At 57.6% G+C, this 25,684-nt stretch carries 19 protein-coding genes and 1 pseudogene; 5 read left to right on the plus strand and 15 right to left on the minus strand.

Features of this window, described 5'->3' with window-relative positions; genetic code table 11:
* Window positions 1-16: 16 nt before the first annotated feature.
* Window positions 17-1,153 (plus strand): lactonase family protein, encoded by a 1,137-nt coding sequence (locus tag L350_RS10030; RefSeq protein ID WP_032625231.1) that lies wholly within the window; start codon window positions 17-19, stop codon window positions 1,151-1,153.
* A 19-nt stretch (window positions 1,154-1,172) separates the two neighbouring features.
* On the plus strand, window positions 1,173-3,083 hold the full coding sequence (locus L350_RS10025; protein WP_023305322.1) for a BglG family transcription antiterminator: 1,911 nt from the start codon (window positions 1,173-1,175) through the stop codon (window positions 3,081-3,083).
* A gap of 32 nt (window positions 3,084-3,115) precedes the next feature.
* Here the strand turns inward: L350_RS10025 and nrdG are convergent, their stop codons facing one another.
* The 5 genes from nrdG to treR all read right to left on the minus strand — a co-directional run bounded on the left by nrdG (window position 3,116) and on the right by treR (window position 10,386).
* On the minus strand, window positions 3,116-3,580 hold the full coding sequence (nrdG, locus tag L350_RS10020; protein WP_022646867.1) for an anaerobic ribonucleoside-triphosphate reductase-activating protein: 465 nt from the start codon (window positions 3,578-3,580) through the stop codon (window positions 3,116-3,118).
* A 105-nt stretch (window positions 3,581-3,685) separates the two neighbouring features.
* Window positions 3,686-5,824, minus strand: coding sequence for an anaerobic ribonucleoside-triphosphate reductase (gene nrdD / locus L350_RS10015; protein ID WP_032625234.1), 2,139 nt, complete (start codon window positions 5,822-5,824; stop codon window positions 3,686-3,688).
* Between the two features lie 373 nt (window positions 5,825-6,197).
* The gene (treC, locus tag L350_RS10010; RefSeq protein ID WP_032625236.1) at window positions 6,198-7,841 is read right to left on the minus strand and encodes an alpha,alpha-phosphotrehalase; all 1,644 of its coding nucleotides are present in this window, start codon (window positions 7,839-7,841) and stop codon (window positions 6,198-6,200) included.
* 51 nt (window positions 7,842-7,892) lie between these two features.
* Entirely contained in the window at window positions 7,893-9,311 is a 1,419-nt protein-coding gene (treB, locus tag L350_RS10005; protein ID WP_022646875.1) for a PTS trehalose transporter subunit IIBC, read from the minus strand.
* Window positions 9,312-9,438: 127 nt separating this feature from the next.
* Window positions 9,439-10,386, minus strand: coding sequence for a trehalose operon repressor TreR (gene treR / locus L350_RS10000; protein WP_022646876.1), 948 nt, complete (start codon window positions 10,384-10,386; stop codon window positions 9,439-9,441).
* 386 nt (window positions 10,387-10,772) lie between these two features.
* Between treR and mgtA the strand changes: the two genes are divergently transcribed.
* Together mgtA and L350_RS09990 are read left to right on the plus strand one after the other, a co-directional pair.
* Window positions 10,773-13,481 (plus strand): magnesium-translocating P-type ATPase, encoded by a 2,709-nt coding sequence (gene mgtA, locus L350_RS09995; protein WP_022646877.1) that lies wholly within the window; start codon window positions 10,773-10,775, stop codon window positions 13,479-13,481.
* A gap of 200 nt (window positions 13,482-13,681) precedes the next feature.
* A complete protein-coding gene (locus L350_RS09990; protein ID WP_032625239.1) occupies window positions 13,682-16,066 on the plus strand; it encodes a beta-N-acetylhexosaminidase in 2,385 nt (794 codons plus the stop codon).
* Window positions 16,067-16,221: 155 nt separating this feature from the next.
* Here the strand turns inward: L350_RS09990 and gbpA are convergent, their stop codons facing one another.
* From gbpA to L350_RS23320, 5 genes are all read right to left on the minus strand, one after another.
* Window positions 16,222-17,673, minus strand: coding sequence for an N-acetylglucosamine-binding protein GbpA (gbpA, locus tag L350_RS09985; protein ID WP_032625241.1), 1,452 nt, complete (start codon window positions 17,671-17,673; stop codon window positions 16,222-16,224).
* 136 nt (window positions 17,674-17,809) lie between these two features.
* On the minus strand, window positions 17,810-18,196 hold the full coding sequence (gene ridA, locus L350_RS09980) for a 2-iminobutanoate/2-iminopropanoate deaminase (protein WP_003863373.1): 387 nt from the start codon (window positions 18,194-18,196) through the stop codon (window positions 17,810-17,812).
* A 73-nt stretch (window positions 18,197-18,269) separates the two neighbouring features.
* Window positions 18,270-18,731, minus strand: a complete 462-nt coding sequence (pyrI, locus tag L350_RS09975) for an aspartate carbamoyltransferase regulatory subunit (protein WP_003863370.1) — start codon at window positions 18,729-18,731, stop codon at window positions 18,270-18,272.
* Window positions 18,732-18,743: 12 nt separating this feature from the next.
* Window positions 18,744-19,676: an aspartate carbamoyltransferase gene (gene pyrB / locus L350_RS09970; protein WP_003863368.1), complete on the minus strand. Its 933-nt coding sequence runs from the start codon at window positions 19,674-19,676 to the stop codon at window positions 18,744-18,746.
* Window positions 19,677-19,710: 34 nt separating this feature from the next.
* Window positions 19,711-19,815, minus strand: coding sequence for a pyrBI operon leader peptide (locus L350_RS23320; RefSeq protein WP_022646880.1), 105 nt, complete (start codon window positions 19,813-19,815; stop codon window positions 19,711-19,713).
* Between L350_RS23320 and L350_RS24275 the strand changes: the two are divergent.
* Window positions 19,795-19,912, plus strand: a pseudogene (locus tag L350_RS24275) (hypothetical protein). The gene L350_RS23320 and the pseudogene L350_RS24275 overlap by 21 nt on opposite strands.
* A 3-nt stretch (window positions 19,913-19,915) precedes the next feature.
* Here the strand turns inward: L350_RS24275 and L350_RS09965 are convergent.
* The 5 genes from L350_RS09965 to arcA all read right to left on the minus strand — a co-directional run bounded on the left by L350_RS09965 (window position 19,916) and on the right by arcA (window position 25,202).
* A complete protein-coding gene (locus L350_RS09965) occupies window positions 19,916-20,395 on the minus strand; it encodes an arginine repressor (protein ID WP_003863366.1) in 480 nt (159 codons plus the stop codon).
* Window positions 20,396-20,475: 80 nt separating this feature from the next.
* Entirely contained in the window at window positions 20,476-21,879 is a 1,404-nt protein-coding gene (locus L350_RS09960) for a YfcC family protein (RefSeq protein WP_022646882.1), read from the minus strand.
* 46 nt (window positions 21,880-21,925) lie between these two features.
* Complete coding sequence (gene argF, locus L350_RS09955) at window positions 21,926-22,930, minus strand: ornithine carbamoyltransferase (protein WP_003863360.1); 1,005 nt, start codon at window positions 22,928-22,930, stop codon at window positions 21,926-21,928.
* Between the two features lie 129 nt (window positions 22,931-23,059).
* Window positions 23,060-23,971 (minus strand): carbamate kinase, encoded by a 912-nt coding sequence (gene arcC, locus L350_RS09950; protein ID WP_022646884.1) that lies wholly within the window; start codon window positions 23,969-23,971, stop codon window positions 23,060-23,062.
* Window positions 23,972-23,981: 10 nt separating this feature from the next.
* Complete coding sequence (arcA, locus tag L350_RS09945) at window positions 23,982-25,202, minus strand: arginine deiminase (RefSeq protein ID WP_023299194.1); 1,221 nt, start codon at window positions 25,200-25,202, stop codon at window positions 23,982-23,984.
* Window positions 25,203-25,684: the final 482 nt, after the last annotated feature.

Consider the following 25,684-nt stretch of genomic DNA (forward strand, 5'->3'; position numbering starts at 1 on the left):
ACCCGAAGGAGCCACCATGCACACCCGTCCCCTGCTTGTCGCTTCACTCTCAATGCTCGCCACCGCCGCTGTCGCCCAGACGCAATACGCCTGGGTGGGTACCTATAATCCCAACGGCGAAGGGCTGTACCGTTTTACCGTCGACCCGCAAACCGGCGCGCTAGATAACAAAACGCTGGTGAGCCAACTCCCGAACGCTGCGCAGCTTACCGTCTCGCACGACGGCAAAACGCTCTACCTGGCAAGCGAGGTGGAGCAGGGCGTGGTGCAGGCGTTGCGAATAGGCGATAACGGCGCGCTGAGCGAGCTGAATCAGGTGGCCTCCGGCGGCGCGGGGCCGGTGTATCTTTCCCTGACGCCGAACGGCAAACATTTGCTGGTGGCGAACTACGTCAGCGGATCGATCGCGGTGCTGCCCGTTAACGCAGACGGCAGCCTGGGCGATGCTACGGACACCCATCAGGACAAAGGCGAACCGGGCGCGGCAAAGCCGGAAGCTGCCGTCGAGGGCAGTTTCGCCATCAGCGATCATAACGGCCCTCACGCGCACATGATCGCCGCCGATCCGAGCGGGAAATACGTTTTTTCCACCGATCTGGGGCTGGATCGCATCTATCAGTACCGTTTTGACGATCGAACCGGAAAGCTGACCCCGAACGATCCGCCGTTTATCAGCGCCTCCTCAAAAGGGGCCGGGCCGCGCCACTTCGTCTTTACGCCGAAGGGGGATGCCCTGTGGCTGATTAACGAAGAAGCCTCTACGCTCACCCATTATGCGCTGGACAGCAACGGCAGGCTGCAAGAGGGTAAAACGGTTTCAGCCTTGCCGGACGGTTATAAAGGCACCAGTTTTGCTGCCGGGCTGGCGCTAAGCGCCGACGGGAAACAGCTGTATGTCGCTAACCGTTTGCATAACAGCATCGGGCACTTTACCGTAACGGCGGAGGGCACACTGACACATCAGGACGATGTCTGGACGCGGGGCGACTATCCGCGCACCCTGACGCTTGATAAGCAGGGGCGCTGGCTGTACGTCATGAACCAGCGCAGCGACAACATTACCCGTTTCCGCGTGGCGCCGGACGGCAAGCTGAGCGCCGAGTCAGACTATACCCCGGTCGGCAGCCCATCCCAGATGGTCATTTCACCCTGAGCAGTAAGAGGACAACGACGTGCGATTTCCGAACCAACGTTTAGCACAACTTTTCGATCTGTTGCAAAACGAGACGCTGCCGCAGGACGAGCTGGCGCAGCGGCTGTCGGTCTCCACGCGAACCGTCCGGGCGGATATCACCGCCCTGAACGCGCTGCTGGCCAGCCACGGCGCGCAGTTCATTTTGAGCCGGGGCAACGGCTATCAGCTCAAAATCAATGATGTGGTGCGCTATCAACAATTGCAGTCGTCCCACCCGCGCGCGCTGCGTATTCCGCGAACCGGACCGGAGCGCGTGCACTATCTGGTGGTGCGTTTTCTGACGTCAGCCTTTTCCCTTAAGCTGGAGGATCTGGCCGATGAGTGGTTCGTCAGCCGGGCCACGCTGCAAAGCGACATGGTGGAAGTACGCGAGTGGTTCCACCGTTACAACCTGACGCTGGAAACCCGCCCGCGCCACGGCATGAAGCTGTTTGGCAGCGAGATGGCGATCCGCGCCTGCCTGACCGACCTCCTGTGGGAGCTGGCGCAGCAGGATAGCCTTAACCCGCTGGTGACCGACGTGGCGCTCAACGCGGGCGTGGCGGAAAAGATGGTCCCTGTCCTGCACGACGCGCTGACGCGCCATCACATTCGCCTGACCGATGAAGGCGAGCTGTTCCTGCGCCTGTACTGCGCGGTGTCGGTGCGGCGCATCAGCGAGGGGTATCCGCTGCCGGAATTCCACGCTGAAGACGTGGAAGAGAACGTACGCGAGGCGGCGAAAGATATCGCCGTGGCTATCCAGGAGCTGGCGGGCAAAGCGCTTTCACCATCGGAAGAGAGCTGGCTGTGCGTGCACATTGCGGCGCGGCAGATCCAGGAGATCGCCCCCAGCGCCATTAATGCTGACGACGACGAAGCCCTGGTCAACTATATCCTGCGCTACATCAACACCCACTATAACTACAACCTGTTGAGCGACGAGCAACTGCATGCAGATCTGCTCACGCACATCAAAACCATGATTACCCGCGTGCGGTATCAAATCATGATCCCCAATCCGCTGCTGGATAACATCAAGCAGCACTACCCGATGGCGTGGGATATGACCCTCGCGGCGGTGTCGAGCTGGGGCAAATACACGCCGTATGTGATCAGCGAAAACGAAATTGGTTTTCTGGTGCTGCATATCGGTGTCGGTCTGGAGCGCCACTACAACATCGGCTACCAGCGTCAGCCGCGCGTGCTGCTGGTATGTGACGCCGGTAACGCGATGGTGCGCATGATCGAGGCGGTGCTTCAGCGCAAATACCCGCAGATTGAGGTGACGCGCACGCTCACCCTGCGCGAGTACGAACTTGCCGATGCCATCGGCGAAGACTTCGTGATCTCCACCGCTCGCGTGAGCGAAAAATCCAAACCGGTGGTGATAATCGCCCCGTTCCCGACCGATTATCAGTTAGAGCAGATCGGCAAGCTGGTGCTGGTGGACCGTACCCGTCCGTGGATGCTGGAGAAATACTTCGACGCGGCCCATTTCCGCATTCTCGACAAGCCTGTCGACCAGCAAACGCTGTTCCGCGAACTGTGTGGGCAGCTTGAAAGTGAAGGCTTTGTCGGCGCGGAATTTCTGGAATCGGTTATCGAGCGTGAAGCTATCGTCAGCACTATGCTCGGCGACGGCATCGCGCTGCCGCACTCCCTCGGCCTGCTGGCGCAAAAAACGGTGGTCTACACCGTGCTGGCGCCGCAGGGCATTCAGTGGGGAGATGAAACCGCCCATGTCATTTTTCTGCTCGCCATCAGCAAAAGCGAGTACGAAGAGGCAATGGCGATTTACGATATTTTTGTCACTTTCCTGCGTGAACGCGCGATGGCGCGCCTGTGCCAGTGCGAGGATTTTGCGGCGTTTAAGGCTGAGGCAATGGAGAGTGTGAGTCGGTTTTGACGTTCAGGCGGACAGAGGATATCCGCCTTCATTCAACGCAGATGATGCACAACCTGGTTGCTGCTGCCGCGCCAGATAAGCATAGGATCTTTTAGATCCTGCACGAACTTGCCGTCGACCAGGACGTTAATCAGATCCACCACTTCCTTCTGCTGCGCATTCAGTTCATCCAGCTTATAACCCGTCCAGACCCAGATGTCTTTTCCCGCGCACTCGCGGCGGATGCGTTTTACCAGCTTCAGGATCGCCGGCACGTTTTGCGGATGGAGCGGGTCGCCGCCGGAGAGCGAGATCCCCTGACGTTTAATGCGCGTGTCGTTCAGGTCGTTGATGATGCGGTCTTCCATCTCAGCGGTAAACGGCATACCCGAGTTCAGGCGCCAGGTGCTTTTGTTATAGCAGCCGGGGCACTCGTGAACGCAGCCTGATACAAAGAGGGTGCAGCGGGTGCCGGGGCCGTTGACGATGTCGACGGGGTAGTACTGGTGATAGTTCATCGCGAATAACCACGCCGGGTGGCGCTGCGCTTACCCGGCCTACAAAAGAGAGCGGTCCGTAGGCCCGGTAAGCGCAGCGCCACCGGGCATTAACGTGGCAGTGGATTACCCGATCTGCCCATTCCCCAGATGTTTCACCCTGCGCTTCACCTCTTCCTGCTTACCGGCGTTAAACGGACGGGCGTCCGGGCTGCCGAGGTAGCCGCACACGCGGCGGGTCACGGAGACGCGGGCTGCATCGTGGTTACCGCATTTAGGGCAGGTGAAGCCTTTGCTGGTACACTCGAACTCACCGGTAAAGCCGCACTCGTAGCACTCGTCGATTGGCGTGTTGGTTCCGTAGTACGGAACGTGCTGATAGCTGTAATCCCACACGTCTTCCAGCGCCTTCAGGTTGTGCTGAATGTTCGGGTACTCGCCGTAGCAGATAAAACCGCCGTTCGCGATGGGCGGATAGGCCGCTTCGAAGTCGATCTTGTCGTACGGGTTCACCTTCTTCTCCACATCGAGGTGGAAGCTGTTGGTGTAGTAACCTTTGTCGGTCACCCCTTCCACGATGCCGAACTCGGCGGTATCCAGACGGCAGAAGCGATCGCAGAGGTTTTCGCTCGGCGTGCTGTACAGGCTGAAACCGTAGCCGGTTTCCTCTTTCCACTGGTCTACCGCATCGCGCAGGCGCTGCACAATCGCGATACCTTTCTCACGCAGGGCGTCGTTGTCATAGATGTGCTTGTCGCCAAACAGCGCGTTAATGGTTTCGTGAATGCCGATATAGCCGAGAGAGATCGACGCGCGACCGTTTTTGAAGATCTCCGACACATCATCATCCGCCTTCAGGCGCACGCCGCAGGCCCCTTCCATATAGAGAATTGGCGCGACGCGGGCTTTCACCCCTTCAAGGCGGGCGATGCGGGTCATCAGCGCCTTACGTGCCAGCTGTAAACGTTCATCCAGCAGCGCCCAGAAGGCCGCTTCATTACCTTTGGCTTCCAGCGCGATGCGCGGCAGGTTCAGGCTGATGACGCCCAGGTTGTTGCGCCCGTCGTGGATCTGCTCGCCGTTCTCATCCTCGTACACGCCGAGGAAGCTGCGACAGCCCATTGGCGTTTTAAACGAACCGGTGACTTTTACCACCTGGTCGTAGTTCAGAATGTCCGGGTACATACGCTTGCTCGCGCACTCCAGCGCCAGCTGTTTGATGTCGTAGTTCGGATCGCCAAACTTGTGGTTCAGGCCGTCGCGAATGGCGAACACCAGTTTCGGGAACACCGCCGTTTTACGGTTTTTACCGAGGCCGGAGATACGGTTACGCAGAATAGACTGCTGGATCAGGCGTGATTCCCAACTGGTTCCGAGGCCAAACCCGAAGGTCACAAACGGCGTCTGGCCGTTGGCGGTGTGCAGCGTGTTTACTTCATATTCCAGCGACTGGAACGCGTCGTAGCACTCTTTCTCGGTGCGGGAACGGGCATAACCGTCGGCATCCGGGATCTGCCACTCTTCCGCCGTTTTACGGTGTTTGTTGAAGCTTTCGGTCACGAACGGGGCCAGCACTTCATCGATGCGGTTAATGGTGGTGCCGCCATAGATGTGGCTCGCCACCTGGGCGATGATCTGCGCCGTGACCGCCGTCGCGGTGGAGATGGATTTCGGCGGCTCAATCTCGGCGTTACCCATTTTAAAACCGTGGGTCAGCATGCCTTTCAGGTCGATCAGCATGCAGTTAAACATCGGGAAGAACGGCGAGTAGTCGAGATCGTGATAGTGGATCTCACCGCGTTCGTGCGCTGATACCACATCGCGCGGCAGCAGATGCTGGCGGGCATAGTGCTTGGCGACGATACCGGCCAGCAGGTCGCGCTGGGTTGGGATCACTTTGCTGTCTTTGTTGGCATTTTCATTGAGCAGCGACGAGTTGGTTTGCTCTACCAGGCCGCGGATCTCCTGGTTCAGGCGCCCGCGTTTCTCACGCTGGACGTCACGGTCGTGACGATACTCAATGTAGGCGCGCGCCAGCTGCTTGTACGGACCAGACATCAGCTGGTTTTCAACCGCGGTCTGGATCTCGTTGATATCCACCTGGCTGCGTTCATGCATCTGGCTGCTAACGACTTCTGCGACGGTGGCGCAGTAATCTGCGTCATCGACTCCCGCTGCTTTAGCTGCACGCAGAATGGCTTCTTTGATGCGCTCTGATTTAAACGGCACTTTACAGCCATCACGTTTCATCACATGCGGTGTCATGATCACTCCATTTTAAAAACAGGTTATCCACAGAGGTGGAGAAGTATTCACCGGGCGTATTCCTCGCCGCGGCAAAGACTTCCCGCGTGCCCAGCCCGTGTTATCCACAATTCCGGCCAGCGTAAGCGCCGTCTTGTTGTTGGAATAGTAGACGATAAATACAAGATGTTGGGTCGGCGTGCATTTTAAGTGCTACATATAGTGATTTGCATCAAACAAGTTTGCGATTTTTTTGATGCAGAACAAAGTAAAAAGACGAGAGTACAAACGGCGGGCGCTGGGGCAATTGTAAAGACGCGAAGGAAAAATCTGATTAATTATTCAACAAAAACAGCAAAGTAAGCCGGACACGGCATCGTGCCCGGCGGAGGAATTACTGCTTTAACCACCACACGGCTTCAAACGGACGAAGCGTTGAGGTTTGAGGGGCGGGGTAGTTACTTATCACCACCTGCGACTCGCCGCTGAGAGCGTCCGCTTGCCATTCCTGAGGCGAATGACTCAGATTCGCCACCACCATCAGCGTTTGTCCCTGCCACTGGCGGCGGTAGCACCACAGGGAAGGGTGGTCAGGCAGGAGATCCTCATAATCCCCCCACGTCAGTACCGGCAGGGTTTTGCGCAGGCGAATCAGCGACTGATAGGTGTAGAACACCGAATCGGGGTCGTCCAGCGCCGCGCGGGCGTTCACGGTTTCGTAGTTGTCGCAGACACCAATCCACGGCTCGGCCTCGGTAAAGCCCGCATTATGCGAGGCGTCCCACTGCATCGGCGTGCGGCCATTATCGCGTGACTTACTCGCCAGAATCGCCAGCAGTTCATCCGTATCGCGGCCGTTAGCCCGCTGTTCGGCGAACATGTTCAGGCTTTCTACGTCGCGGTAGTCGGTGATACGGCTGAAATGCGGGTTGGTCATGCCCAGCTCTTCACCCTGGTAGATATACGGCGTGCCCTGCATCCCGTGCAGCACCATGCCGAGCATTTTCGCCGCCGCCACGCGGTGTTCCCCTTCGTCACCAAAGCGTGACACGATGCGCGGCTGGTCATGGTTACACCAGAACAGCGCGTTCCAGGCTTTGTTGTGCATCCCCTGCTGCCAGTGGCGGAAAAGGGTTTTCAGCGCCACAAAATCCGGCTTCGCAAGCGTCCACTTTTCGCCGCCGGGGTAGTCGACCTTCAGATGATGGAAGTTAAAGGTCATCGACAGCTCGCGCCCGTCGAGCGACGCATACTGCTGACAGTTCTCCAGCGAGGTGGAGGACATCTCGCCCACCGTCATCAGGTTGCGCGGCGTAAAGACATCCCGGCTCATCTCCTGGAGATATTCGTGGATGCGCGGCCCGTCAGTGTAAAAACGTCGGCCATCCCCGATGGTGTCGTCCGGGAAATCCTGATCTTTTGAAATCAGGTTAATGACGTCCAGACGCAAGCCGTCCACGCCGCGATCGGCCCAGAACTCGCCCACTTTTTTCAGCTCGGCGCGCACCGCCGGGTTTTCCCAGTTGAGATCCGCCTGCTCCGGCGCGAACAGATGCAGATAATACTGCTCGCTTTCGGCATGCCAGCGCCAGGCGTTGCCGCCAAACTTGGAGCGCCAGTTGTTGGGAAGCGCGTCCGGCGTACCGTCGCGCCAGATATAGAACTCACGGTACGGACTCGCTTTATCCAGCGACTCGCGGAACCAGGCGTGCTGCGTGGACGTGTGGTTAAAGACCATATCCAGCACAATGCGGATGCCACGTTCATGCGCCCGGGCAACCAGCTCGTCAAAGTCGTCCAGCGTGCCGTAGGTCGGGTCGATGGCAGTGTAGTTCGCCACGTCGTAACCGTTATCCACCTGCGGCGAGATATAAAACGGCGTCAGCCAGATGGCGTCAATGCCAAGGGTTTTCAGGTAGTCAAGGCGCTGCGTTACGCCGCGCAGATCGCCAGTGCCGCTGCCGGTGGTATCCTGAAAACTCTTTGGGTAAATCTGATAGATAACGCCGTTCTGCCACCAGTGAGGAAGGGTATTCATAGTACGTTCCTGCAAATGCGAAGGGGCGCAACTGCGCCCCGAAAAAGGGAATTAAACAATCTGCAACGTGCCCTGACGGAACTTACGCTGGTAAACCACGGTAGTCAGCGCCATTGGGATGATAATCGCCACCGCCATCGCCAGCGCAAATACCTGCCAGAATGAAGGCTGAATGGAGAGGATACCCGGCAGGCCGCCGACGCCAATCCCGTTTGCCATTACGCCGTTCAGGCCGCACAGCAAGCCCGCCAGACCGGAGCCGATCATCGCGCAGAGCATCGGGAAGCGATATTTCAGGTTGATACCGTACATCGCCGGTTCAGTGACGCCGAGGTAAGCGGAGATGGCCGCCGGAACGGAGATCTCACGCTCGTTGTGCTTACGGCTGACGATGATGATGCCGGTTACCGCCGAGGCCTGCGCAATGTTAGACAGGGCGATAATCGGCCAGACCGGCGTGCCGCCGAGGCTCTGGATCATCTGCATATCGATCGCCAGCGTGGTCTGGTGCACGCCGGTGATCACCAGCGGAGCGTACAGGAAGCCGAACAGTGCGGCGCCAATCGGTGCGAAGCTGCCGGTCATCAGGTGACGGACCGCGAAGGCCACGCCGTCGCCAATCATGCGGCCAAACGGACCGATAAAGGCATGCGCCAGGAACACCGCCAGGATCAGCGAGCAGACCGGGACCACCACCAGATAGAGATAGTCCGGCACGATGCGCTTCAGACGCGTCTCAATAAAGCCCAGCGCCAGACCCGCCAGCAATGCCGGGATAACCTGCGCCTGGTAGCCCACTTTGGCGATGGTAAACAGGCCGAAGTTCCACACCTCTGGCGTTTGCTGACCAAGTAAGTAAGCGTTCATTAACTGCGGAGAGACCAGCGTCACGCCGAGTACGATTCCGAGAATGGGCGTTCCGCCCATCTTGCGCACCGCTGACCAGCAGATCCCGACCGGCAGATAGAAGAAGATGGCTTCGCCAATCAGCCACAGGAAGTCATAGATGCTTTGCAGCGCCGGGTACATCTGCGCCAGGGTTTTGCCGTCGCTCATTGGCACATCGCCGATGACGTTACGGAAGCCCAGAATTAAGCCCCCGCTGATCAGCGCCGGCAGCAGCGGGAAGAAGATCTCCGCAAAATGGGAAATCAGCTGCTCATGCCATTTCATATTCTGGCGCGCTGCCTTCTTCGCCTGCTCTTTATCGGCGGAAGAGTGCCCGGTAGTCGCCAGCAGAGCCTGATAGTAATCGCCCACTTCGGTACCAATCACCACCTGGAACTGCCCGGCGTTGGTGAAGCAGCCTTTAACCATTTTCAACTCTTCAATGGCTTTCGGATTGGCTTTGGCCGGATCGTTCAGCACGAAGCGCAGGCGGGTAATGCAATGGCTGACGGTGGCGATGTTCTCGCGTCCGCCGACCAGGACGATCAGCTGATCGATATCGGCTTGTTTGACTTTACTCATCATGAAACCTCATGACAGATGGTGAAAGGGGTTATGACCTGTGCGCAAGCCTACTCCTTCAACGTGACGGCGAAAATGGGAACGTTCCCGAAATCGGGCGAAGATCACAATAATCCATTCAAAAAAATTATGAGAGGCGGGCTGGAATAACGATCTGACGGGGCTCGGTACGCCCGGTAATTTGCTCGATCAGCTGCGCGGCAGCCTGCCGGCCAGACTCGGCATAACCCGGGTCAACGCTGATAATCTCCGGGTGTAAGAACTTCATCAGCGGCGTGCTTCCCACGCTCGCTAACTGCAGCTCCCCGATGCGTTGTTCCTGCAAATATTTGCTCGCACCCAATGCAAGGGTATCCGTGGCGCACACCAGGGCGGTGGTTTGTGCAGTCAGCACGCTGGCGACCTGCTCATATCCCTGTTTCATACCCAGTCCAGGCAGCGCGGCCACGGCGGGGAGATTGTTTTTTTTACAAAACGCCAGGTACGCTTCATGGCGACGCTTGCCGGTGGTGATGTCGGCATGCGGCACGCCGAGATAGCTGATATGCCGATGGCCCTGTTCATACAGGCGCTGCATCAGGATCACGATTGCCCCTTCGTCATCGTAACAGACAGAGGCAAACCCGCTGGCGTCGCGCGCCAGCAGCACCAGAGACGGCTGCCAGGGTTTAAGCATGTCCTCTTTAAGGCCGGTAAACCCGAACAGCACTACGCCATCAATGTTGCGGCGCTGAAGCATACCGAGATGCTCCTCCACCATTTGCGCGGAAAACTTACTCTCCATCATGATCGGATCGTAGCCCTGCTCGTAGAACGCGGGCAGCATCGTCTGTACGGCGAGGTTTTCGGAGAGGGAATCCAGACGCGAGACAATAATGGCGACCACTTTATCGCTCTGCCCGCGCATGGCGCGCGCGGAGCGGGAAGGGGAAAAACCGTGCTGATTCATCACCGCCTCGACGCGCTCGCGTGTGCGCTCGCTGACACCGCTTTCGTTGTTAAGCACGCGTGAGACGGTCGATTTCCCCACGCCGCTTAAACGCGCGATGTCTTTAATCGTAAGGCGGTTCTGCATGCTGTATTCCCTGTAACAACGATAAAATAATCAGTTGAGCCTAATGCTATCCTGCGAATTCGCTATGGGCAAAGTCTGGTTTACGTGCGGTTTATTTACGAGGGGGTATCATACCGCCCGAATAGTCACAAAAGGTATGGTTAAATCCTTATACTGCGCGACGACATCCCATTTTTAACTTACCGGAGGCCACATGGATCCCGATCCCACACCTCTCCTGACCAGGAGAAAACCTTCTTTCCGGTAAGCCAGCCTTTTGCTGTCTCACCGGCGTGAGGCAGCAACGTTCATACGTTCCTGCTTGATAAATTAAGTGCCTGACAGGTACGGCTCTGCCACGCCTGCGGGAAAACTGCGTCCGCCTTTGCGGATGCGGGGGAATGACTATGCTGAAAAATATCACCCGGCAGCTGTTCGCGCAGCTGAGCCGCCACCTGCCACATCGCCTGATTGCGCGCGATCCGCTGCCAAATGCCAACACCCTGGCGGGCGCGGAAATCCCCGCTTCCCTGACCGAGCGCTGCCTGAACGTGGCGGCGATGGATGAAAACGAAGTCTGGCGCGCCTTTGGCGGCCACCCGGAAGGGCTGAATGCGCAAGAAGTGTCAAAAATCCGCGAGGAACATGGCGATAACCAGATCCCGGCGCAAAAACCCTCTCCATGGTGGGTCCACCTGTGGCTCTGCTACCGCAATCCGTTCAACCTGCTGCTGACGGTGCTCGGGATTATCTCTTACGCCACTGAAGATCTGTTTGCCGCAGGCGTAATTGCCCTGATGGTGGGGATCTCCACGCTGCTTAACTTTATTCAGGAAGCGCGCTCCACCAAAGCGGCGGATGCGCTGAAAGCGATGGTCAGCAATACTGCCACCGTGTCGCGTGTGATTAACGACCTCGGCGAAAACGCCTGGATTGAACTGCCCATTGACCAGCTGGTGCCGGGCGATCTGGTGAAGCTGGCGGCGGGGGACATGATCCCGGCGGATTTACGCATCATCCAGGCGCGGGATCTGTTCGTCGCGCAGGCGTCCCTCACCGGTGAATCCCTGCCCGTAGAGAAGGTGGCGAGGACCCGCGATCCGCAGCAGATGAATCCGCTGGAATGCGACACCCTGTGCTTTATGGGCACCACGGTGGTCAGCGGCACGGCGCAGGCCATTGTCACCGCTACCGGCGGCAACACCTGGTTTGGACAGCTTGCCGGACGCGTCAGCGAGCAGGAGAGCGAGCCGAACGCATTCCAGAAAGGCATTGGCCGCGTCAGCATGCTGCTGATCCGCTTTATGATGGTCATGACGCCGATTGTCCTGCTGATCAACGGCTACACCAAAGGTGACTGGTGGGAAGCGGCGCTGTTCGCCCTCTCCGTGGCTGTCGGCTTAACGCCGGAAATGCTGCCGATGATTGTCACCTCCACGCTGGCGCGCGGGGCGGTCAAACTCTCTAAACAAAAGGTGATCGTCAAACACCTCGACGCCATCCAGAACTTTGGCGCGATGGACATTCTTTGCACCGATAAAACCGGCACCCTGACCCAGGACAAAATCGTGCTGGAGAACCACACCGATATCGCCGGAAAGACCAGCGAACGGGTGCTGTACAGCGCGTGGCTGAACAGTCACTACCAGACAGGGCTGAAAAACCTGCTCGACGTGGCGGTGCTGGAAGGTGTGGATGAAGAGTCTGCCCGCATGCTCTCCGGCCGCTGGCAGAAGGTGGACGAAATTCCGTTCGACTTTGAACGGCGCCGCATGTCGGTGGTGGTCAGCGAGCAGCCGGACGTACATCAGCTGATCTGCAAAGGGGCATTGCAGGAGATCCTGAATGTTTCCACGCAGGTGCGTCATAACGGCGAGATCGTGCCGCTGGATGAGACCATGCTGCGCCGCATCAAACGCGTCACTGATAACCTGAACCGTCAGGGGTTGCGCGTGGTGGCGGTAGCAAGCAAGTTCCTGCCCGCGCGGGAAGGGGACTACCAGCGTATCGATGAATCCGATTTGATCCTCGAGGGTTACATCGCATTCCTCGATCCGCCGAAAGAGACCACCGCGCCGGCGCTGAAAGCGCTGAAAGCGAGCGGGATCACCGTCAAAATCCTGACCGGCGACAGCGAGCTGGTGGCGGCCAAAGTGTGCCACGAAGTGGGCCTGGACGCGGGCGACGTCGTGGTGGGGAGCGACATTGAGCACCTGTCCGACGATGAGCTGGCCGAGCTTGCCCTGCGCACCACGCTGTTTGCCCGCCTGACGCCGATGCACAAAGAACGCATCGTCACTCTGCTGCGTCGTGAAGGGCACGTGGTGGGCTTTATGGGCGACGGCATCAACGATGCCCCAGCCCTGCGTGCGGCGGATATCGGTATCTCCGTGGACGGCGCGGTGGATATCGCCCGCGAGGCGGCAGATATCATTCTGCTGGAAAAGAGCCTGATGGTGCTGGAGGAGGGCGTCATCGAAGGGCGTCGCACCTTCGCCAATATGCTCAAATACATCAAAATGACCGCCAGCTCCAACTTCGGTAACGTCTTCAGCGTGCTGGTGGCGAGCGCCTTCCTGCCGTTCCTGCCGATGCTGCCGCTGCACCTGCTGATTCAGAACCTGATGTACGATGTCTCTCAGGTCGCCATCCCGTTTGATAACGTGGACGACGAGCAGATCCAGAAGCCGCAGCGCTGGAACCCCGCCGATCTGGGGCGCTTTATGCTGTTCTTTGGGCCGATCAGCTCCATCTTTGATATTCTGACCTTCTGCCTGATGTGGTTTGTGTTCCACGCCAACACCCCGGAACACCAGACGCTGTTCCAGTCCGGCTGGTTCGTGGTGGGGCTGCTGTCCCAGACCCTGATTGTGCATATGATCCGCACCCGCCGCATTCCGTTTATCCAGAGCCGTGCCGCATGGCCGCTGATCGTGATGACGGGCATTGTGATGGCGCTCGGGATCGCGCTGCCGTTCTCGCCGCTTGCAAGTTACCTGCAACTTCAGGCGCTGCCGCTGAGCTACTTCCCGTGGCTGGTGGCGATCCTCGCGGGTTACATGGTGCTGACGCAGATGGTCAAAGGGTTCTATAGCCGTCGGTATGGATGGCAGTAACGGCAAGCCCGGTGGCGCTGCGCTTACCGGGCCTACGATCCGAACGTAGGCCGGGTAAGGCGAAGCCGCCACCCGGCAGCTGGCTTTCCTCCCAAATTCAACAACCTGTGATCTCCGTCGGCGCATTCGCTTGACGACAATTTGAGCGCATGTTAACAGAATGTTTTGCCTTTATTTGGCCCGTCAGATAAGGAACATTCATGTTACGGTACAGCCTCTTAACCGCCGGGCTCATGCTCGGCGCCTCCGCCTTTGCCGCCCCGGCAGGCGACCTTCCCTTAATGCCCTGGCCTGTGAAGGTTGAACGCCCGACCACGCAGGGTGCGCTGGTGCTTAACAATCAACTCTCCGTGAGCGTCAGCGGCGACGATCTGGGGGATGCGGTCAACCGCCTGCGCCAGCGCATCGCCCTGCAAACTGGCTGGACGCTACAGCCGCAGGCCGAAAAACCTGACAAGCCAACCATCCTTATTTCCATCGCGAAAAAAGTGAAGCCGCAGCCGCTGCCGGACAGCGATGAGAGCTATAAACTCACGGTGGACGCCAACGGCGTAAATATCTCCGCCAACACCCGCTTCGGCGCGCTGCGCGCCATGGAAACCTTGCTCCAGCTGATGCAGAACGGTGCCGAAAACACCTCGATTCCGTGGGTTACCATTGAAGATTCGCCGCGCTTCCCGTGGCGCGGGCTGCTGCTCGATTCAGCGCGCCATTTCATCCCGTTACCCGATATCAAACGCCAGATCGACGGCATGGCCGCGGCTAAGCTCAACGTCCTGCACTGGCATTTGACGGACGATCAGGGCTGGCGCTTTACCTCGAAGCGTTATCCAAAATTAACCCAGCTTGCCAGCGATGGGCTGTTCTACACCCCGGAGCAGATGCGCGAGATTGTGCGTTACGCTGCCGAGCGCGGCATACGCGTGGTGCCGGAAATTGATATGCCGGGCCACGCCTCGGCGATTGCCGTCGCCTACCCGGAGCTGATGAGCGCGCCGGGGCCGTACGCCATGGAGCGCCACTGGGGCGTGCTTAAGCCAGTGCTGGATCCCACCAAAGAGGCGACCTATACCTTTGCCAACGCGATGGTCAGCGAACTGGCGGCGATCTTCCCGGATCCGTATCAGCATATTGGCGGCGATGAGGTTGACGACAGCCAGTGGAAAGCGAACGCTGCGATCCAGAGATTCATGCGCGACAACAAACTGGCGGACAGCCATGCGTTGCAGGCGTATTTCAACCGCAAGCTGGAGACGATCCTTGAGAAGCACCACCGGCAGATGGTTGGCTGGGATGAGATCTACCATCCCGATCTGCCGAAAAGCATTCTGATCCAGTCCTGGCAGGGACAGGACGCGCTGGGGCAGGTGGCGCAGAACGGCTATAAGGGCATTCTCTCTACCGGTTTCTACCTTGATCAGCCGCAATCCACCGCCTACCACTACCGCAATGAAATTGTGCCGCAGGGGTTGAACGGCGTGGATGTGATAGCAGACACCGACAGCGTCCAGAGCTGGGCTTTCTCGATGCCGCGTCTGAAAGGCAAGCCGGTGGAAGGCAGCTTTACGCTGGTGAAAGGCGATGCTGGCTGGCGCGGATTCATTGATTTTGCCGGGAAATCGCGTCGGGCGGTGGATAACATTCAGTGGCGGGACGACAATCAGGTAACGTTTACCGTTGATACCTGGATGGGTGAAACGCGTCCGGTCGTTTCTGTTGAGAACGATAAGCTCAGCGGCTATTTCCTGGTGGGTAACGCCCGCTACCTGATTAGCGGCACGCGTCTGGACGAGGTGCCGAAAGGCGTTCCGCCGGTGGTGCCGGACCCGGCGAACGAGGCCAATCTGCTCGGCGGTGAAGCCGCGCTGTGGGCGGAAAACGTAGTCGCGCCAGTGCTGGATATCCGTCTGTGGCCGCGCGCCTTTGCGGTGGCGGAGCGGCTTTGGTCGGCGAAGGACGTCAACGACATCGACAACATGTATACCCGGCTCCAGGCGATGGACAGCTGGTCCACGGTATCGGTTGGGCTACAGCAACATACCCAGCAGCAGGTACAGTTCACGCGCCTCGCTAATAATGCGGATACCTTGCCGCTGCAAATCCTCGCCCAGGCGCTTGAACCGGCGCAGTATTACACCCGCCAGCATCTTAAGTTCCAGGCCGGAAACTATCATCAGTTTGAGCCGCTCAACCGGCTCGCTGACGCGCTAAACGCGGAAAGTGCGACCGTGCGTCAGATGAATAAATGGGCTGACCGTCTGGTGAGCGATGCGGAAGACACGGAGAGCGCCGACGCGCTGCGCCACGTCTTTAACCGCTGGCAGAACAACACCAGCGACGTGCTGGCCTTGAGCGAAAACAGCTATCAGTTGAAGGCCATCAAACCGGTAATTCAGGAGGTGGACAAGCTGGCCTCGATTGGCCTGAGGCTGACGGATCTGGTGGCGCGTCAGGGAACGCTGGATGATAAAGAGATCGCGTCGATCCAGAGCGAACTGGATAACGCGGCGAAAATCCAGGACGAAGTGGTGATTGCGGCGGTGTACCCGCTGGAAACGCTGCTCAGAGCGACGCGGAATCAGTAGAAAAAAATACCCCTCACCCCAACCCCTCTCCCCATAGGGGCGAGGGGCACTATCGGTACCCTCTCCCCTTTGGAGGGAGGGCCAGGCGAGGGGGCTCTATCGGTACCCTCTCCCCTTTGGGGAGAGGGTTAGGGTGAGGGGTAAGGTTTTTCCACTCAGTTCTTCAACACCCACGCCTCTTTCCAGTGCGCGCCAACGCCAGGCTCAAACTGGTTTGCGGTTGGGCTGTACTGCACGCAGTAGCCGCTGTACGGGAAAGGCTTACATTCGTAGGTCTTACCGTCTTTTGGCTGTAGTACCACGGTGCCCGCTTTGTACGAGGCGATATTGTCCGGGAAGGTAAAGTCGTGGTGGCCGGTGCTGTCCGCAGCCGCATCGCTTTCCAGCATCAGGTTCAGCACGTCCTGGGCGAACATCGTGCCGTCTTTATTGGTCGCGTAGTATTTCAGCATATGGTGTCCCGCCGTCACGTCAGTCAACGTCATGGTCACGTCCTGATTGACGTTGTTCATGTCCTGCTTCAGGTAACCTTTTTCCGCACCGTGGTGGTTCATCACGTGCGCTTCAAAATTAACGTCACCCTGCGTGTTGACGTGGAAGGTGACGGTCGCGTTGCCATGTTCGATTTTGCTGTATTGCAGATCGGAAACGGCGATGGTCTCGCTCACCTGCGCTTTTTGCTCTTCATAGGAGATGGCAACGGATTTCAGCGTGCTGCCCTCTTTCACGAATACGCTGTTGGCGCCGTGAACCGGGCTGATGTCACCGGCTTCATCTTTAACACCGACGCGGACATCGCTCTGAGCGGTGTTGATCTTCTGCGCCAGATCGTAAGACCACTGGTTAGCGTCGCCTTGTTCAGCAGAGCCGATGGTCATTTCGGTACGCATGGCGGTCACTTCACCGTTGGCGTCGAAGAAGCGTGCGATAACCTTATCGCCCACGTTCAGGTTATTACCGGCAATCTGGCCGCTCAGGGTTTTGCTCCATTCGGAAACGATCGCAGGCGTTTCGTCCGGGGTAACGTTGCCACCATTCCCGAAATCAACGTCAATGGCCTGATAAAAGCTATTTGAGGTGTCCGCAATTTCCCACACGCCGTAAATAACCTGGTACCCCGTACGCGCAGGAACATTGCAAGTCATGGATTTTGTTACGGCTGGTGCCTGACTATTTCCGTTGATCGTACAGAATGGAGTTAATTCAAATTGATCGCGAGTCAGCGGCTTATTTGGATCCCAATTTTGTTTGGTGATGTAATAGCGCCAGTTAGTGGTTTTATGCGGTGCAGTATGATGCCAGACGAACTCATGCGGGCCTGCTGTTATCGGGTTTTTGGTCCAGGCATTCAGGCTTTGCTTATCCAGCTGAGAATACTGGGAAATACCTGCACTGGCGAGCTGGCCGTCCGGCGGCATAGCGCCGGTCGGGAAACCGGAGGTTTTTTCCACGCTCTGCGGTTCATACTGTACAGCGCCGCAATCAATATTTTGGCCAAGCTTACACATATAGGCGCGGCTGGCTGGAGATTCAATATAGCCGTGAGCAAATGCCGACGATGCAACGGTCACTGTCGCGAGGGCAAGTGCAATTTTTGAAAGTTTCATTACTCATCCATTATTAGAGAATATTACCGGGTGGAGAAGCTTAATAATGGACGGTGCGATTTGTCATTTTATATGGAGAGTAAAAATAGTCGAAATAAAAAGGACAGCTAAGCTGCCCTTTCTTAATTGAATTGAATTAGCGACGTACGGCAATCGCTTCAATTTCAATTTTCACGTCTTTTGGCAGACGCGCCACTTCCACGCAAGAGCGAGCCGGGAAGGTCGCGTTGTGCTCGGTGAAGAACGCTTCGTAAGTGGCGTTAACGGTCGCGAAATCATTCAGATCTTTCACGAACACGGTGGTTTTGACGATATCGCCCACTTTCAGACCGGCAGATTCCACGATCGCCTGCACGTTTTCCAGCGACTGACGCGCCTGCGCCGCTACGTCGGCTGGCACTTCACCGGTTTTTGGGTTCACCGGGATCTGACCAGAAGTGATGATCATGCTGCCCAGATCAACGCCCTGAACGTATGGGCCGATAGCCGCTGGTGCATTTTCCGTCGCGAGTACTTTGCTCATTTTTTCTCCAGAATTACAGCGTTAAGAATGTTCCCGGCCATTATAACAGCCGGGATTTCATTACCAACCTCAATTAGTTGGCCAGCACCACATAATGAGAAAACTCTTTTTCGCAGTATTTGCATTTGAGTGCGATGTCATTGGCGCGTTTTTTCACTGCGAAACTGGAGGAAACCGGCTCAGCATGACTGATGCAGTTGCTGTTCGGGCAGACCAGCACGCTTTCGATGCGATCCGGCAGGCTTGGGCGGGATTTGCCCACCACGTCGTAATCGTCGATGCGGTTAACCGTGGCGTCCGGCGCGTACAGCGACAGCTGGTTAACCTGCTCGTCGGTCAGGAAGGTGTTCTCGATTTTGATCAGGTCTTTACGGCCCATTTCGCCCGACGGCAGGTTCAGGCCGATGGTGATGCGCTGGTCGGTTTCGGTCAGTTTGAACAGCGTCAGCAGTTTAAAGCCCACCTGCGCAGGGATGTGGTCAATCACGGTGCCACGCTTGATGGCTTCAACCTGGAGTTTGTTATCGTGTGTCATGGTCGTCTCCCCTTACAGAGCTAATTCGCGATTCAGAACCAGTGCCAGTAACGCCTGGCGAGCGAAGATGCCGTTTCCGGCCTGCTGGAAGTACCAGGCGTGCGGCGTTTTGTCCACGTCTGTGGTGATCTCATCGATGCGCGGCAGCGGGTGCAGCACCTTCATATTGTCACGCGCGCCTTCAAGGTCGCTGGCGCGCAGCACGAACTGCGCCTTCACGTTGGCGTACTCGGACGGATCCAGACGCTCTTTCTGCACGCGGGTCATGTAGAGAATATCCACGTTGCCCATCACCTCTTCGATACTGGCGTGCAGGCTCCACGCGATGCCTTTCTCGTCCAGCATGTCGAGAATGTACTGCGGCATCGCCAGCGCGTCCGGCGCGATAAAGAAGAAGCGGTTGCCGTTAAATTTCGCCAGCGCCTGGGTCAGGGAGTGGACGGTGCGGCCATATTTCAGGTCGCCGACCATGGCGATGTTCAGGTTCTCAAGCGTGCCCTGCGTCTCCTGAATGGTGAACAGATCCAGCAGGGTCTGCGTCGGATGCTGGTTGGCGCCGTCACCGGCGTTCAGTACCGGAATGCCGCCGGAAAACTCGGTCGCCAGACGCGCCGCGCCCTCCTGCGGGTGGCGCATCACAATCGCGTCAACGTAGGTACTGATAACCGAAATGGTATCCGCCAGGGTCTCGCCTTTTTTGCCCAGCGACGTGTTGCTGCTGTCCGAGAAGCCCACCACGCTCGCGCCCAGACGGTGCATGGAGGTTTCGAAGGAGAGGCGGGTGCGGGTCGAGGCTTCGAAGAAGCAGCTCGCAATCACCTTGTGCTTCAACAGCTCCGGTTGCGGATTGGCCTTCAGTTTTGCCGCGGTTTCCAGAACCAGTTCCAGCTCTTCGCGGCTGAGGTCGTTTATGGAAATGATGTGTTTTTGATAAAGCGGATTCATGTTTATCTCCTGACGCCGGGCAAAAAAAAGCCCCTCAAATGAGGGGCTCTGGGAATAGGTTTAGCAACGGGAAGAAAAACGGCAGGCCAGCGTCTGATTTCAGACGCGGTAAGACGTTATGTCGTACACGCTTGACCATGCTTCCTCCCGGCAAATTGTCGGGCATTATACGCAGCTCGCTTTTGGGATCAAGCGATTTAATGCACGCTTTACTCAATGCAAACGGTTCTTTGTGAATATTAATGCGTTCTGAGTAAATAATTAATTTGCTTATGCACCAGCGCGGTGCGCTTCACTACGCGGGGCGCGACCCAGACAATACTGCTCCCGGCCACTACACCTAAAATTTCCGGTAACTGGTGATAATCCAGAATACGCGCCACCGCGCGGCCATATCCGGCGACGGTATGGATAAGGATAAATTCGCTGTTGTGCTCCACGCTCACCACCATTTCAGAGACCGTACGCGCCGCGTCGGGGGCCGGGCGCAGCTGGGGATTCAGCGAATAAATCTTTAGCCCTTTGGCATTGCGAATTTTTATGACACCAAGCAACTTGAGCAGACGTGAAACGGTGGACTGGCTGATGGTCTCAAAACCACGCTCCTGTAAGTCACGGCGGATCTCTTCCTGGGAGAGATAGCTCTTTTCCGCGATCAGACGCTGGCAGACCGTTAGCTGTAGTTGCTCTTTGGGAGAGTACTCTTCGTAATCCATCATAGTTCCCATATCAGTTCCCGAAATAACCGGTGGCACCGCACCGATCCGTAGGCCGGATAAGCGCAGCGCCATCCGGCAAATCACAACAAAGCGCCCAGGCTTAACGCCACCATAATCACCACCGTTAAAATCCCCAGCAGCGGCGCGACCCATTTCAGATAACGCACGTAGGGCACGCGGGCGATAGCCAGCCCGCCCATCACGACGGCAGAGGTGGGAGTGATCAGGTTGACGATGCCGGACGCCGACTGGTAAGCCGTAACCACCAGGTCGCGGTTGACGTTAGCGAAATCGGCAAGGGGCGCCATGATCGGCATCGTCAGAACGGCCAGGCCGGACGAAGAAGGCACAAGAAACGACAGCACCACTTCCAGCCAGTACATCACGTTGATGAACGCCACCGTCGACAATCCGGTGACCATTCCCTCGGCGCTGTGCAAAATGGTGTGGGTAATCATGCCCTTATCCATGATCACTACGATACCGCGCGCGATGCCGATTATCAGCGCGACGCCCAGCAAATCTCGCGCGCCGTTGATAAAGGTTGAGGTCAGCTCCTCTTCGCTCATGCGGGCGATCAGCCCGACAATAATGGCACTGGCGAGGAACACCGCCGAAATCTCCGCCATCCACCAGCCCAGCACCGCCACGCCGTAGATCATCACCGCGAAGGCGAGGGCGAAGATCACCAGGATGAGTTTGCGCACCGGGGTAAATTCCAGCGACTGCTCGCCCTTGTTACCGAGAAAGTGGGCGAGATTTTCTTCCTGCTTATCCGCCACGATCGACAGCGACGGATCCTTGCGCACCTTGCGGGCGTAGCGCATTACCCACGCCACGCAGATGATCCAGCCGATCACCAGCAGCGCGATGCGTAGCATGATGCCGTTGGTGAAGGGGATCCCGGCGGCGTTGGCGGCGATCACCGTGGCGAACGGGTTGATGGTGGATCCGAGCGTGCCGATCCCCGCGCCGAGCAGCACGGTAGAAGCTGCAACCACCGGATCGAACCGCGCTGCCAGCATCACCGGCACCAGTAAGGTATAGAAGGGTAGCGACTCTTCGGCCATGCCGTAAATCGTGCCGCCTGCGGCAAACAGCGCCATCAGGATCGGGATCATCCACTCTTCGCGGCCGCGCAGTCGGGTGGTGACGCGCTCGATCCCGGCGTCTATCGCCCCGGTTTTAGTGACGATCCCGAGGAATCCCCCGATGATCAGAATAAACAGCGCCACGTCGATCGCCCCGGCCTGGCCGGACTCCGGATCGTACAGCCCGGCAATCGGCGCCATCAGCACGGAGACGAGCCCCTGCGGGTGCGCTGCCACGTGCGCGTAAGTGCCAGCAACCGGCACTTCTTTGCCGAGCGCCTCGTTCATCGCCATATGGTACTGCCCGGCCGGAACAATCCACGTCAGCACGGCAACCACGGCAATCAGAAAAAAGAGAATGGTATAAGCGGAGGGAAATTTGAACTTGCCCATGATGTTCTCCTGAACCCGGCGGACCCCGCGGCGCGCCGGGCGGTGATTAGTCGCCGAGTGTCGCCACCATGACCGCTTTAATGGTGTGCATGCGGTTCTCTGCTTCGTCGAAGACGATGGAGTTCGGGGATTCAAAGACCTCTTCCGTCACCTCCAGCCCCTTCAGGCCGTACGCCATCTCGATTTCGCGGCCCACTTTGGTATGTTCGTTGTGGAACGCCGGCAGGCAGTGCATGAACTTGACGTTCGGATTACCGGTGGCCTTCATCACGTCCGCATTAATCTGATACGGCTTCATCAGGCTAACGCGCTCGGCCCACGCCTCCTTCGGCTCGCCCATGGAAACCCACACGTCGGTGTAGAGGAAATCGGTGCCCTGCACGCCTTCTTCCACATCGTCGGTGAGGGTGATGCGCGCGCCGGTCTCTTTGGCAATGGCGCGGCACTGCTCAACCAGCCCGGCCTCCGGCCAGAAGGATTTCGGCGCCACAAGGCGGATATCCATCCCCATTTTGGCCGCGCCGACCATCAGCGAATTACCCATGTTGTTGCGCGCGTCGCCGAGGTAAGCAAAGCTCAGCTCCGGCAGGGTTTTGCCCGGAGAGTGCTCCAGCATGGTCATCAGGTCGGCAAGGATTTGCGTGGGGTGGAACTCGTCGGTCAGGCCGTTCCACACCGGCACTCCCGCGTATTCGCCCAGCTCCTCAACGATGGCCTGGCCGTAGCCGCGGTACTCGATGCCGTCATACATGCGGCCCAGCACGCGCGCGGTGTCCTTCATCGACTCTTTGTGGCCAATCTGCGAGCCGCTTGGGCCGAGGTAGGTGACCTGCGCGCCCTGGTCGAACGCGCCCACTTCAAAGGCGCAGCGGGTGCGGGTGGAGGTTTTTTCAAAGATCAGGGCGATGTTTTTCCCGACCAGGGTTTGTTTTTCGCGACCGGCTTTTTTGGCCGCCTTCAGCTCGATGGCGAGGTCGATCAGGTACTGGATCTCCGCCGGGGTGTAGTCCAGCAGTTTCAGGAAGTTGCGGTTTTTCAGGTTGATGGTCATGGGTAAATCCTTTTTAAAATTAATGTCTAAGACCTTACCCCTCACCCCAGCCCTCTCCCCAAAGGGGAGAGGGTGTAATCGTCCCCTCTCCCCTTTGGGGAGAGGGTTAGGGTGAGGGGAAATGGGTGCTCAGTTACGAATCAACGTGCCTTTCTCGCCCGCCAGGATCTCCGCGCCGTCGGCCAGCGCGCCGATCCCGGCAATGCCGTTGCAGGCTTCAACAAACTCGCGGCAGGCGGCCACTTTTGGCCCCATCGATCCGGCGTCGAACTGCATGCCTCTGAGCAGTTCCGGCGTGACCTGCGCCAGCGGGCGCTGGGTCGGCTTGCCCCAGTCGAGGTACACTGCGTCGGCATCGGTGAGGATCAGCAGGGCATCGGCCTCGATCTGCCGCGCCAGCAGAGCGGCGGAGAGGTCTTTGTCGATCACCGCCTCAATGCCGCGATAACCGTTGGCGTTTTCCACCACCGGCACGCCGCCGCCGCCGTTGCAGATGACCAGGTGGTCGCGCTGAATAAGCGCCGTAATGGCGTCGCTCTCGACGATGCGCTTCGGCTGCGGAGAGGGCACCACGCGGCGGAAATAGGCCCCGTCGACTTTGAACACCCAGCCTTTTTCCGCGGCCAGCGCTTTCGCCTGGGCTTCGCTGTAGACCGGGCCGATGTACTTGGTCGGGTTGCTGAACGCCGGGTCGGCGGCGTCCACTTCCACCTGCGTGAGCAGGACGCTGACCTCGCGCTGGGGCAGATTGTTTTTCAGCGCCTGCTGGAGCATGTAGCCGATCATTCCCTGGCTTTCTGCACCAAGAACGTCCAGCGGGTAGGGAGTGACTTTGTCGTAGGCGCTGTTTTGCAGCGCCAGCAGCCCGACCTGCGGGCCGTTGCCGTGCACCAGCACCACGCGCCATTGCTCCGTTAAGCCTGCGATGGTGCGGGCGGCCTGCTCGATGTTCTGGCGCTGGATGTCCGCTTCCAGCGGCTCGCCGCGCTTGAGCAGCGCGTTGCCGCCAAGGGCCACAACCAGAGTGGGTTTTCGTTCCATGATGGCTCCTTTAAATTCCGTCGCGTTCCAGTGGGCAGCTCATGCAGCGCGCGCCGCCGCGACCGCGCCCCAGCTCGTCGCCCGGGATCGGCAGCACGGTGATGCCCGCCTTGTCGTATTTCTCGTTGGTCCAGACGTTGCGCTCGTAGCCGATCACCACGCCCGGACGGATGGTCAGGACGTTGTTGGCGTCGTTCCACTGCTCGCGTTCGGCTTCAAAGGCATCGCCGCCGGTGGTGATCAGGCGCACCTGGTTAATGCCGAGGGCTTTCTCGATGGCGTGCAGCAGGTCGGTTTCCTGAGTACGCAGCAGACCGCCGCGTCCGTCCGGGGTGAGCGTCCAGCACTGGGCGTCCTTGCGCACCACTTCCGGGTAAACGGAGAAAGTGTCCACGTCGATGTGGGTCATCACGGTGTCGAGGTGCATGCAGGAGCGATGTTTCGGCAGCTCAACGGCGATCACGCGCTCGGCCTGACGATGTTTAAACAAGCTGTTGGCGAGGAACTCCACGCCCTGCGGCGTCGTGCGCTCTGACATGCCGATCAATACCGCCCCGCGGCCAATCACTAATACGTCGCCGCCTTCCAGGGTGGCGTGGTCGTAATTAATATTCTCGTCGCCGAAATACTTAATAAACTCGCCATCGGCAAATGCGGGGTGCCAGCGATATATTGCGCGCAGATTATTGGTTTCGCGCTGGCGGGCGGGTTTCGCCATCGGATTAATGGACACGCCGTTATAAATCCAGCAGGAGGTATCGCGGGTAAATAAGTGGTTCGGCAGCGGTTTCATAATAAAATCATTCGCCGTGTGGGTATCGACCACCATATTTTTAATAGCCGCCGGAATTTCGCCGTAGGTTAATCCGCCGCTTAATCGGCGCGCCAGTTCCCGGTGCGGCATATCCGCCAGCCAGCCGCGGACGTCGCTGGCAAAGGCTGGGCCGAGGCGGTAGTCGGAGATTTGTGTTTCAAGAAGCCAGGCTTTTGCTTCCGCAATATCAAGCGTTTGCGTAAGAAGGTCGGTCAATAGCAGGACTTCCACACCCTGCTCGCGCAGCGTGTTTGCGAAGATATCATGCTCCTCTCCCGCCCGCTCAACCGAGAGCACGTCATCAAATAACAGCTCCTGACAATTCGATGGCGTTAAACGTTTAAGACTTAAATTAGGACGATGCAGCATAACGCTACGCAATTGACCAATTTCAGAACCGACGTAATGCTTTTCCATAATTATTCCTTTAACTGTTTTTCAGAATAAAAAGGGCATGCGCCATGTGATGTGTTTAATTTCATGGCGGCTAAGCTCAATTGATTTCGTGATTCATAGTAGGCGCTTAAATAATGGTTATTGTGACGCTGCTCACGCGAAAACCGATATTGAGCAGTTTATTTTCAATTGCATGATTCGTATCAGATAATGATTAATTTCATATTATTACGGGATGAATAGCTAAGCAGGAACGGGTGGCAATATTTGAGGTTGTTATTGTTTTGTAGAATTACATGTTTTGAAATATTTAGTTATGCTGTTGATTTTAATGAATAAAATTTTGCCTCGAGAATAGCTATGCAATAATGACAGTTAACTATTTTTCACTTAAGAGAAATCGATAAATAATTATGGATTTTTAAAGGAAATAACCGAAGTGATAAAGTGTGATGCAACAACAGGTTTTGTGAGTTACGTTTTAAATTCAGCGAGTTAGATAA

This window comes from Enterobacter sp. MGH 4 (assembly GCF_000534735.1).
Taxonomy (GTDB): Bacteria; Pseudomonadota; Gammaproteobacteria; order Enterobacterales; family Enterobacteriaceae; genus Enterobacter; species Enterobacter intestinihominis.

Excerpts from the sequence above, each read along its gene's own strand:
- pyrI (WP_003863370.1), bottom strand. The coding sequence starts at position 18,731 with ATGACACACGATAACAAACTCCAGGTTGAAGCCATCAAGCGTGGCACC.
- pyrB (WP_003863368.1), bottom strand. The coding sequence starts at position 19,676 with ATGAATCCGCTTTATCAAAAACACATCATTTCCATAAACGACCTCAGC.
- L350_RS10030 (WP_032625231.1), top strand. The coding sequence starts at position 17 with ATGCACACCCGTCCCCTGCTTGTCGCTTCACTCTCAATGCTCGCCACC.
- treC (WP_032625236.1), bottom strand. The coding sequence starts at position 7,841 with ATGAATACCCTTCCTCACTGGTGGCAGAACGGCGTTATCTATCAGATT.
- L350_RS23320 (WP_022646880.1), bottom strand. The coding sequence starts at position 19,815 with ATGGTCAAGCGTGTACGACATAACGTCTTACCGCGTCTGAAATCAGAC.
- mgtA (WP_022646877.1), top strand. The coding sequence starts at position 10,773 with ATGCTGAAAAATATCACCCGGCAGCTGTTCGCGCAGCTGAGCCGCCAC.
- L350_RS09990 (WP_032625239.1), top strand. The coding sequence starts at position 13,682 with ATGTTACGGTACAGCCTCTTAACCGCCGGGCTCATGCTCGGCGCCTCC.
- treR (WP_022646876.1), bottom strand. The coding sequence starts at position 10,386 with ATGCAGAACCGCCTTACGATTAAAGACATCGCGCGTTTAAGCGGCGTG.
- argF (WP_003863360.1), bottom strand. The coding sequence starts at position 22,930 with ATGACCATCAACCTGAAAAACCGCAACTTCCTGAAACTGCTGGACTAC.
- ridA (WP_003863373.1), bottom strand. The coding sequence starts at position 18,196 with ATGAGCAAAGTACTCGCGACGGAAAATGCACCAGCGGCTATCGGCCCA.
- arcA (WP_023299194.1), bottom strand. The coding sequence starts at position 25,202 with ATGGAAAAGCATTACGTCGGTTCTGAAATTGGTCAATTGCGTAGCGTT.
- L350_RS09960 (WP_022646882.1), bottom strand. The coding sequence starts at position 21,879 with ATGGGCAAGTTCAAATTTCCCTCCGCTTATACCATTCTCTTTTTTCTG.
- nrdG (WP_022646867.1), bottom strand. The coding sequence starts at position 3,580 with ATGAACTATCACCAGTACTACCCCGTCGACATCGTCAACGGCCCCGGC.
- gbpA (WP_032625241.1), bottom strand. The coding sequence starts at position 17,673 with ATGAAACTTTCAAAAATTGCACTTGCCCTCGCGACAGTGACCGTTGCA.
- L350_RS09965 (WP_003863366.1), bottom strand. The coding sequence starts at position 20,395 with ATGATGGATTACGAAGAGTACTCTCCCAAAGAGCAACTACAGCTAACG.
- nrdD (WP_032625234.1), bottom strand. The coding sequence starts at position 5,824 with ATGACACCGCATGTGATGAAACGTGATGGCTGTAAAGTGCCGTTTAAA.
- arcC (WP_022646884.1), bottom strand. The coding sequence starts at position 23,971 with ATGGAACGAAAACCCACTCTGGTTGTGGCCCTTGGCGGCAACGCGCTG.
- treB (WP_022646875.1), bottom strand. The coding sequence starts at position 9,311 with ATGAGTAAAGTCAAACAAGCCGATATCGATCAGCTGATCGTCCTGGTC.